The sequence below is a fragment of the Amycolatopsis sp. SID8362 genome (assembly GCF_010550475.1).
GTDB lineage: Bacteria > Actinomycetota > Actinomycetes > Mycobacteriales > Pseudonocardiaceae > Amycolatopsis > Amycolatopsis eburnea.
Map to the genome: position 1 here is coordinate 1 of NZ_JAAGNB010000581.1, position 7,536 is coordinate 7,536.

The following is a 7,536-nucleotide window of genomic DNA, read 5'->3' on the forward strand; positions in this document are numbered from 1 at the left end:
CCGCCGAGCAGCCGCCGCACCTTGCCGGCGAAGCCGGTCGCCGGGAGCTGGTCGCCCTGCGGCGTCGTGACGTCGACGCCGGCGAGGATCGGCGCGCCGAGCGCGGACGCGATCTGCGGTTCGCCGCGCAGCCGCCGGTCTGCACGGGCGGTGAACAGGTGGCCGAAGACGCCGGCGAGGAAGAACAGCACCGCGCCGCCGACGGCGAGCTGCGTCAGCGTCGGCGCGGCCGCCGCGTCCGGGCGTTCGGCGCTGCCCATCACGACGGTGTTGCCGATGCCGGTGGCGAGGTCGGCCTGGTTCAGGTCGTTGATGGCCTGCTCCAGCGACGTCCGCAGCCCTTCGAGCTGGGTGCGGACCTGGACGCTTTCGACGGTGAGGTCCCCGCCGACGCCCTTGGCGATGTCGCTGATCTTCTCGGTCGTCAGCTTGACCTGGTTGCGCAGCGACTCGCGCTGTTCCTGGGCCAGCTGCACCGACGCGTCCGCGGAGTTGCTGGCCAGCTGGGTGGAGTACTTCACGAACTGCTGCGCGACCTGGTCGGCGAGCTGCTGGGCGTGCTCGGCGGTGTCGGCCGAGACGGTGATCGCCACGACGTTGCCGTTCGCCACCGACGTCTTGACCTGCTTCTTCAGGTCGGCGCCGGTGGGGTGCCAGGCCAGCTGCGCGGCGGCGCGGTCGAGGACGACCGAGCTGGTCGCGACCTCGGCCTGGGTCAGCAGCTCGTCGGCCTGCCGCGGTCCTTGCAGCAGCACGCTCGACGACGTCTGGTAGCCCGGCGAGAGCAGGAACGACGCCGCGGCACCGACCGCGGCGCCCAGGACGGCGAGGGCGGTCAGCAGCCGCCATCGCCGTCGGACGACCTGCCCGATCAGGGCCAGGCGCACCGTGTCTTCAGTCAACGGCGGTATCTCCATTCCTGAGACGGGTACGCCGAACGGGGGTCGGTGGATCGGCCGGTTACCCGAACCGTCGTCGGACCGGGAACATTGGTTACACGTCCGGTGAGTTCTTGACCGAACGGCGATCAGGACTTCACAGCGTGCTCATACGCGGCGAGCAGGTTCTTCGCCGAGTTCTCCCACGAAAGCGCGCCCGCGACCCGGGCCTGCCCGAGCTTGCCCATCCGGACCCGCTCCTCGGGGTCGTCGAGCAGCTGGGAGACGAGCTTCGCGAACGCCGACTCGTCGTTCGCCGGGGCGTAGACCGCCGCGTCGCCTGCCGAGACGCGCGCCTCGCGCAGCTCGAACGAGACGATCGGCTTGCTCATCGCCATGTACTCCATGACCTTGTTCATCGTGGAGACGTCGTTGAGCGGGTTCAGCGGGTCCGGCGACAGGCAGACGTCGGCGGTCGAGAGGTAGCGGACCAGGTCCTCGTCGGGGATCCGGCCGGTGAACTCGACCTGGTTGGCCAGCCCGAGCTTCGCCGAGAGCGCGACCATGTCGTCGAAGGCGTCGCCGGAGCCGACGAACACCGCGTGCCAGTCGGTGCGCCCGACTTCGTCGCGCAGCTTCGCGAGCGCGCGCAGGGCGTAGTCGACGCCGTCCTGCGGACCCATCACGCCGAGGTAGGCCAGCATGAAGGGCTTGCCCTTCTTCAGCTCGGGCTCGACGGGAACTTCGTGGAACCGCTCGACGACCGGGGCGCTGCGCACCACGAAGACGTCCTCGGGCCGCTTGCCGCCGCGGATCCGGGCGACCTGCTTGTAGCTCTCGTTCGTCGAGATGACGACGTCGGCGGCGCGGTAGGTGGCGCGTTCGAGCGCGCAGACGCCGCGGTAGAGCAGGTCCTGCCCGCGGTCGAAGCGTGAGAGGTACAGTTCGGGGCAAAGGTCGTGCTGGTCGAAGACGAACTTCGCGCCCTGGCGCTTCAGCACCTTCGCGACCACGTACAGCAGGTCCGGCGGGTTGCAGGCGTGCACGACGTCGACCGGCCCGACCTTGCGCGCCAGCCGCAGCGTGTGCCACAGCGCGCTGCCGTACTCCTGCAGGTAGCCGGCGGGCCCGCCGGTCGCCGCCTTGAGCGGGTAGCGGTGGATGTGGACGCCGTCGACGACGGCTTCGGGCTCGGTGTCGCGTTTCGTGCCCTGCGGGCAGATCACGTGGACTTCCCACCCGGCGTCGCGCAGGGTCGTGGACTCCTGCCAGACCCGCCGGTCGAAGGGAACGGAGAGGTTTTCGACGAGGATGAGCGCTTTACCAGGCAAGGCCGGCATATCCCTCTTCAAGGCGACGCGTCGCCGCGTCGGGCAGGCGGACGAGGTCGACGAGCACCCGGTCGCCGCCGTGCGGCAGGGCCGCCAGCACGTCCGGGTCCTTGCAGCCGACGACGAGGACGTCGGCGTGGTCCATGACTTCTTCGACGGACCCGGCCAGCAGCTGGCCGAGGTGCGGCAACCGGCCCTCGATGTACTCGCGGTTCGCGCCCATCAGCCGCGAGAGGCTGACGTTCGCGTCGTAGATCTTGAGGTCGTAGCCCTTGCCGAGCAGCTTCTCGGCCAGCTCGACCAGCGGGGACTCGCGCAGGTCGTCGGTACCCGGTTTGAACGACAGCCCGAACAGCCCGACCTTGCGCTTGCCGGTGCGCGCGACCAGATCGAACGCGCGCTGCAGGTGCTCGTCGTTGGACGCGAGCACGTGCGACAGGATCGGCACGCTGACGTCGGCGCGGTGCGCGGCGTAGACCAGCCCGCGCAGGTCCTTGGGCAGGCACGAGCCGCCGAAGGCGAACCCAGGCTTGAGGTAGGCCGGGCTGACGTTGAGCTTGGTGTCGGCGAGGAAGACGTCGATCACCTGGTGCGAGTCGAGGCCCAGCGCCCGGCAGATCGAGCCGAGCTCGTTCGCGAAGCCGATCTTCAGTCCGTGGAAGGAGTTGTCGGCGTACTTCGTCATTTCCGCGACCGGGATCGGCACGCGGAAGACCGGCCCGGGCAGGCCCTCGTACAGCGCCGCGACGGCGTCGCCGCTGGCTTCGTCGATCTCGCCGATGACGGTCTTCGGCGGGTCGAAGAAGTCCTTGACGCTGGTACCCTCGCGCAGGAACTCGGGGTTCACCGCGACGCCGAAGTCGACGCCGGCCGTGCGGCCCGACGCCTTCTCCAGGATCGGGATCAGCAGGTCCAGGCAGGTGCCCGGCAGCATCGTGCTGCGGAAGACGACGGTGTGCCGCTCGCTCTTCTTCGCGATCGCCTCGCCGATTTCCTCGGCTACGCGCTCGAGGTAGACCGTCGAGAGGCTGCCGTTCGGCGCCGACGGCGTGCCGACGCAGACCAGCGAGATCTCGCTGTCGGCGACGGCTTCCGCGACGTCGGTCGTGGCTCTCAGCGCGCCGCTCGCGACGACTTGGGCGGTCAGCTCGCCGATCCGCTCCTCGACCACCGGCGCCTTGCCCGCCGTGATGAGGTCGATCTTGACCGGGTTGACGTCCACGCCGACCACCCGGTGCCCCTGCCCCGCCAGGCACGCGGCGGAGACACAACCGACGTAACCGAGCCCGAAGACACTGATCTTCACGCCAAACCTCCGCTTTTCCCGCGCGACCCATCCCTTGGTCGGCAGGCGCCCCTGGATCGTTACCGCGAGGGCGGCGAACGGGGTAATGCGTGAGACTGCCGTGAGGCGCAACGGTTTACCGGCGCGAAACCGTGTCTCCGAATGCAACTTGCCGTGGGTGATCGACACGGTCGGCGCGGCGGCGGTCAGCGATTACCCGCACCCCGGGGCCGATCCGCCCGATGCGGACCGGCCCCGGGAATGCGCGCGTTCAGTTGTTGTTCACGAAGGTGGTCGCCAGGCTCTGGCCCTTGCTGATCGCGTTGGCGTGGTTCTCGATCGGCGAGACGGTCGAGCTCTTGAAGCAGATGTACGTCACGCCGGAGTCGGTGCCGCCGTTGGACGGGTCGGGGTTGATGCCGAGGTCCTTCGCCGTCGCGTAGGACGCTTCGCCGATGATCTGCGACGGGCCGGTGTCGCCGATGACGGCGTACTCGACCTTGCCGTTGTAGATCACCGCGCAGGAACCGCCGCCCTTCAGCTTCGACGACGTGTACTTCCAGATGCTGCTGGAGCTCGGCACGACGATGTAGGGCAGCTTCGCGGCGTTGAGCGCCTTGCCGTCGGACTGGTGGAACGCGGTGTCGTCCTGGAAGCAGCAGTCGGTGTTTTCGTTGCACTGCGTGGTGCGCTGACCGTCGCAGTCGATGTCCATGTCGGCTTTCCAGAACACGGCGCCGTTGGCGTCGCAGATGGCGACCGTCTTGCTCGAGACGTCTTCGTCGGTCTTGTACTTGCCGTTCGAAATCTGGTGGCAGCTGGTCGTCTTGGCCAGCAGCTGGGCTGCGGTGGGGCCGGCTTCGACAGTGGCCGGTGCGGCCGGTGCGGCGGTGGCGAGCGTGGCGGGCATCATGGCCGAGGCCAGCGCCAGGGTCGCGAGCAGGATCAGTTTCCGCATTTCCCGGTGCTCCCTTTAGTTAGGAAACTTTCCTTACGGCGGCGAGGACCCAGGATGCACCGCGGGCGGCGCCGGGTTCAAGACCTCCGGGTGCGGGAATTTCCCATCAGGCGGGCGGATTTGACGAAAAGGCTGCTCATCGGGTGCGGCCACGGAAAATTGGTCTGGACCGTGTTCCGGTCACCGGCAAAGCGGCTGGTGAGCCGACCGGACAAAACCGGCGCTAGCCGCGGCGGAACAACCGCGCCGCCCAGTGCGGCCGCCGGTGTCCGCCGTCGAGCACGCCCTCGAGCCAGCTGCCGTCGAGGTCGTGGCGCAGCTCCGTGCGCGCCTGCAGCCAGCCGTCGCGTTGGGCCGCGCCGCCGTCGCTCGTGTAGACCCGCGTCGCGCCGGCCTGGCGCAGCCGCTCCAGCACCCGCTTGTCGTAGGCGCCGAACGGCAGCGAGTACCGCCGCACCGGCTTCCCGCACAGGTCGCCGAGCAGCTTCGGCGCGTCGGTCAGCTCGCGGCGGGCGTGACGGTCGTCGAGCCGCCGCCAGTCACGCGGCTCCCAGCCGTGCGAGCCGATCTCCATCCCGGCGCGCACGAGCTGGCGCAGACCGTCGCGGTCGAGGTAGCCGCGCTGCCCGAGGCGGCCGGCCAGCGGGAAGAACTCCGCCGTGAGCCCGCGGTCGAGCAGCCTCGGCAGCGCGATCTCGACGTCGGACTCGTTGCCGTCGTCGAAGGTGAGGTGGACGTCGTCCCGCTCGGCGACGTCGAGCACGTCGTCGAACTGCTCGACGGTCAGCCAGCGCTCGTCTTCGCCCGGGTCGAGCTGGCGAGCCGGCCGGCCGATCCCGTGCACGGCGAGGACCACCGCCACCATTCCCACCGCCTGCCACCGCGAGTAGTCGATTTGTTACTTCGATTAATCGCCGTGGCAAACGGGTGAGTTACAGGTTTCGGATGGATTCACCCCTTGCGAATCTCCAAGGTGCAGCACTTGGGGCCGCCGCCGGCTTTCCGCAGCTCGGAGATGTCGACGTAAACCGGCTCATAACCACGCTCCGCAAGCAGCGCGCCCAATCGAGTGGCCTCCACCGGGAGGACGACATTGCGGCCGTCGGAGACGCCGTTGAGCCCGAAACATTCGGCGTCCTCCTTCGTCGCGTGCACGGCGTCCGGGAACAACCGCTGGAGCACGCGGCGCGAGCCGGCCGAGAAGGCCTCCGGGTAGTAGACGATCTGCGCGCGCGTCGTGTCGGTGGCTTCGGCGAGCACGAACAGCGCGGTGTCGAGGTGGTAGTAGCGCGGGTCGACCAGCTGCAGCGAGACGACCGGGACGCCGAGGACCTCCTGCGCCTCGGCGTGCGCGGCCGGGTCGGTGCGGAAGCCGGTGCCGGCGAGCAGCAGGGAGCCGGTCCAGGCGAAGTCGCCCTCGGCCTCGTTGATCTTCTCGGGCATGGTGATGTCGCGGTAGCCGTGTTCGACGAACCAGCGGCGGAAGTGCTCGGCCTCGGCGGCCCGCTGCGGCGCGCGGAACCGCGAGCCGAGCACGCGGCCGTCGACGACGGTGCCGGAGTTGGCGGCGAAGACCATGTCGGGCAGCCCGGGCTGGGCGTCGATCTCCTCGACGGTGTGGCCGAGGCGGCGGTAGGTGTCGCGCAGCTCGGTCCACTGCGCGACGGCGACGTCGGCGCTGACCGGCTGGGTCGGGTCCATCCAGGGGTTGATCACGTAGTCCACCGCGAAGTGGCGCGGCGGGCACATGAGGTATCGACGGGTGGTCGGTACACGCATCTCCTGCATGGTTGCAGGGTAAGGGGCACCTAATTCCGCAATCAATCGCTGTTCGCTGCGCACATCTGTGCTAAATGTTGCGTGTGAACACCATCGACCAGCGAATCGTTTCGTGTCTCGTGGCGAACGCGCGCAGCAGCTACGCGGAGATCGGCAAGGTGGTCGGCCTGTCCGCCCCGGCGGTCAAGAGGAGGGTCGACCGGCTGCTGGAAACGGGCATCCTGCGGGGCTTCACGGCGGTGGTCGACCCGGAGGCGCTGGGCTGGGGCACGGAGGCGTTCGTCGAGGTCACGTGCCAGGGCAACATCACCCCGGCGCGCATCCGGGCCCGGCTGGAGCCGCTGCCGGAGGTGGTGGCGGCGTACACGGTGTCGGGCGCCGCGGACGCGATCGTGCACCTGCGGGCGGCGGACATCCACCACCTGGAGACGGCGCTGGAGCGGCTGCGGGGGCTGGAGATCGTGGACCGGACGGTGTCGACCGTGGTGCTTTCGCGGCTGCTGGAGCGGCCGCCGACGCCGGAGGAGTGACGCCTCCGGCCCCCGTCTTCCAGCTTATCGGCGGGGGCCGACGGTTCAGGGCCGCCGCGCGCCGCTGTCCACAGGTCAGCCGCGCCTGTGGACAAGTCCGCACCGCGGGCCGTCGGGGTCGCGGAACGGTCGGTCCACCTCGATACGCTGGTGACCGGGGGCCGGAGGCGTCAGCCCGCCAGCGCCCGCAGCACCAGCGAGGCCTCGTCCGGGTGCAGCCGCAGCTCCGTCCGACCGCCCGCCGAGTGGAACGTCACCGCCTGGCGGTCGACCGCCTGCATCGTCAGCTCCCCCGGCTCGAACGGCTCCGGCTCCCCGCCCGGCGTCCGCCACGTCGCCGGCCCCTCGCCGACCGCGATCCAGCCGCGGCGCTCCCGGCCCTCGGTCAGCTCCTCGGACCGCAGCACGCACGGGACCGACACCCGCTCGCCGCGCGCGGACGCCGCGGCTCTGGCCCGTCGGCGGCGGGCGCCGAACAGCTCCGTCATGTCGATCATCGTCAGCAGGTTGCCGACCAGCACCACCAGCAATTCCCCCATGCACCACTAATACCCTGGCCCGATGACCGACAGCATCGTCAGCGAGCACGCCGGCGGCGTCGCGCTCCTCACCATCGACGCGCCCGGCAGCCGCAACGCGCTGACCCTCGACCTGTCCGCCCAGCTCGCGGCCGCCGTCGAGGCCGCCGAGCGGGACGAATCCGTGCACGCCGTCGTCGTCACCGGGACGCCGCCCGCCTTCTGCGCCGGGGCCGACCTCTCCGCGCTCAGCCGCG

General features: G+C 70.0%; 9 protein-coding genes. 2 read left to right on the forward strand and 7 right to left on the reverse strand.

The annotated features are described in order from the left end of the window. From G3I65_RS18200 to ddaH, 6 genes are all read right to left on the reverse strand, one after another. On the reverse strand, positions 1–917 hold a 917-nt coding region (locus G3I65_RS18200), incomplete at its 3' end, for an exopolysaccharide biosynthesis protein (RefSeq protein WP_163046717.1). A 110-nt stretch (positions 918–1,027) separates the two neighbouring features. Then, complete coding sequence (locus G3I65_RS18205; RefSeq protein WP_160697172.1) at positions 1,028–2,218, reverse strand: glycosyltransferase family 4 protein; 1,191 nt, start codon at positions 2,216–2,218, stop codon at positions 1,028–1,030. Beyond that, positions 2,199–3,515, reverse strand: a complete 1,317-nt coding sequence (locus G3I65_RS18210) for a nucleotide sugar dehydrogenase (protein ID WP_160697173.1) — start codon at positions 3,513–3,515, stop codon at positions 2,199–2,201. The genes G3I65_RS18205 and G3I65_RS18210 overlap by 20 nt, the downstream gene beginning before the upstream one ends. A gap of 250 nt (positions 3,516–3,765) precedes the next feature. After that, the gene (locus G3I65_RS18215) at positions 3,766–4,452 is read right to left on the reverse strand and encodes a glycoside hydrolase family 75 protein (RefSeq protein WP_160697174.1); all 687 of its coding nucleotides are present in this window, start codon (positions 4,450–4,452) and stop codon (positions 3,766–3,768) included. 223 nt (positions 4,453–4,675) lie between these two features. Further along, positions 4,676–5,317 carry a polysaccharide deacetylase family protein gene (locus G3I65_RS18220; protein ID WP_166640247.1) on the reverse strand — a complete coding sequence of 214 codons (642 nt, stop codon included), beginning with the start codon at positions 5,315–5,317 and terminating at the stop codon, positions 4,676–4,678. Between the two features lie 86 nt (positions 5,318–5,403). Continuing rightward, positions 5,404–6,231, reverse strand: a complete 828-nt coding sequence (ddaH, locus tag G3I65_RS18225; RefSeq protein ID WP_375336693.1) for a dimethylargininase — start codon at positions 6,229–6,231, stop codon at positions 5,404–5,406. Between the two features lie 83 nt (positions 6,232–6,314). On the opposite strand from ddaH, the gene G3I65_RS18230 reads away from it, so the two are divergent. Further along, positions 6,315–6,761, forward strand: a complete 447-nt coding sequence (locus G3I65_RS18230) for an Lrp/AsnC family transcriptional regulator (RefSeq protein WP_026468878.1) — start codon at positions 6,315–6,317, stop codon at positions 6,759–6,761. Between the two features lie 170 nt (positions 6,762–6,931). Here the strand turns inward: G3I65_RS18230 and G3I65_RS18235 are convergent, their stop codons facing one another. Beyond that, positions 6,932–7,300: a hypothetical protein gene (locus G3I65_RS18235; RefSeq protein ID WP_160697176.1), complete on the reverse strand. Its 369-nt coding sequence runs from the start codon at positions 7,298–7,300 to the stop codon at positions 6,932–6,934. 22 nt (positions 7,301–7,322) lie between these two features. Here G3I65_RS18235 and G3I65_RS18240 point away from each other — a divergent pair. Further along, positions 7,323–7,536: enoyl-CoA hydratase-related protein (locus tag G3I65_RS18240; RefSeq protein ID WP_203612423.1), on the forward strand; the 214-nt coding region annotated here is incomplete at its 3' end.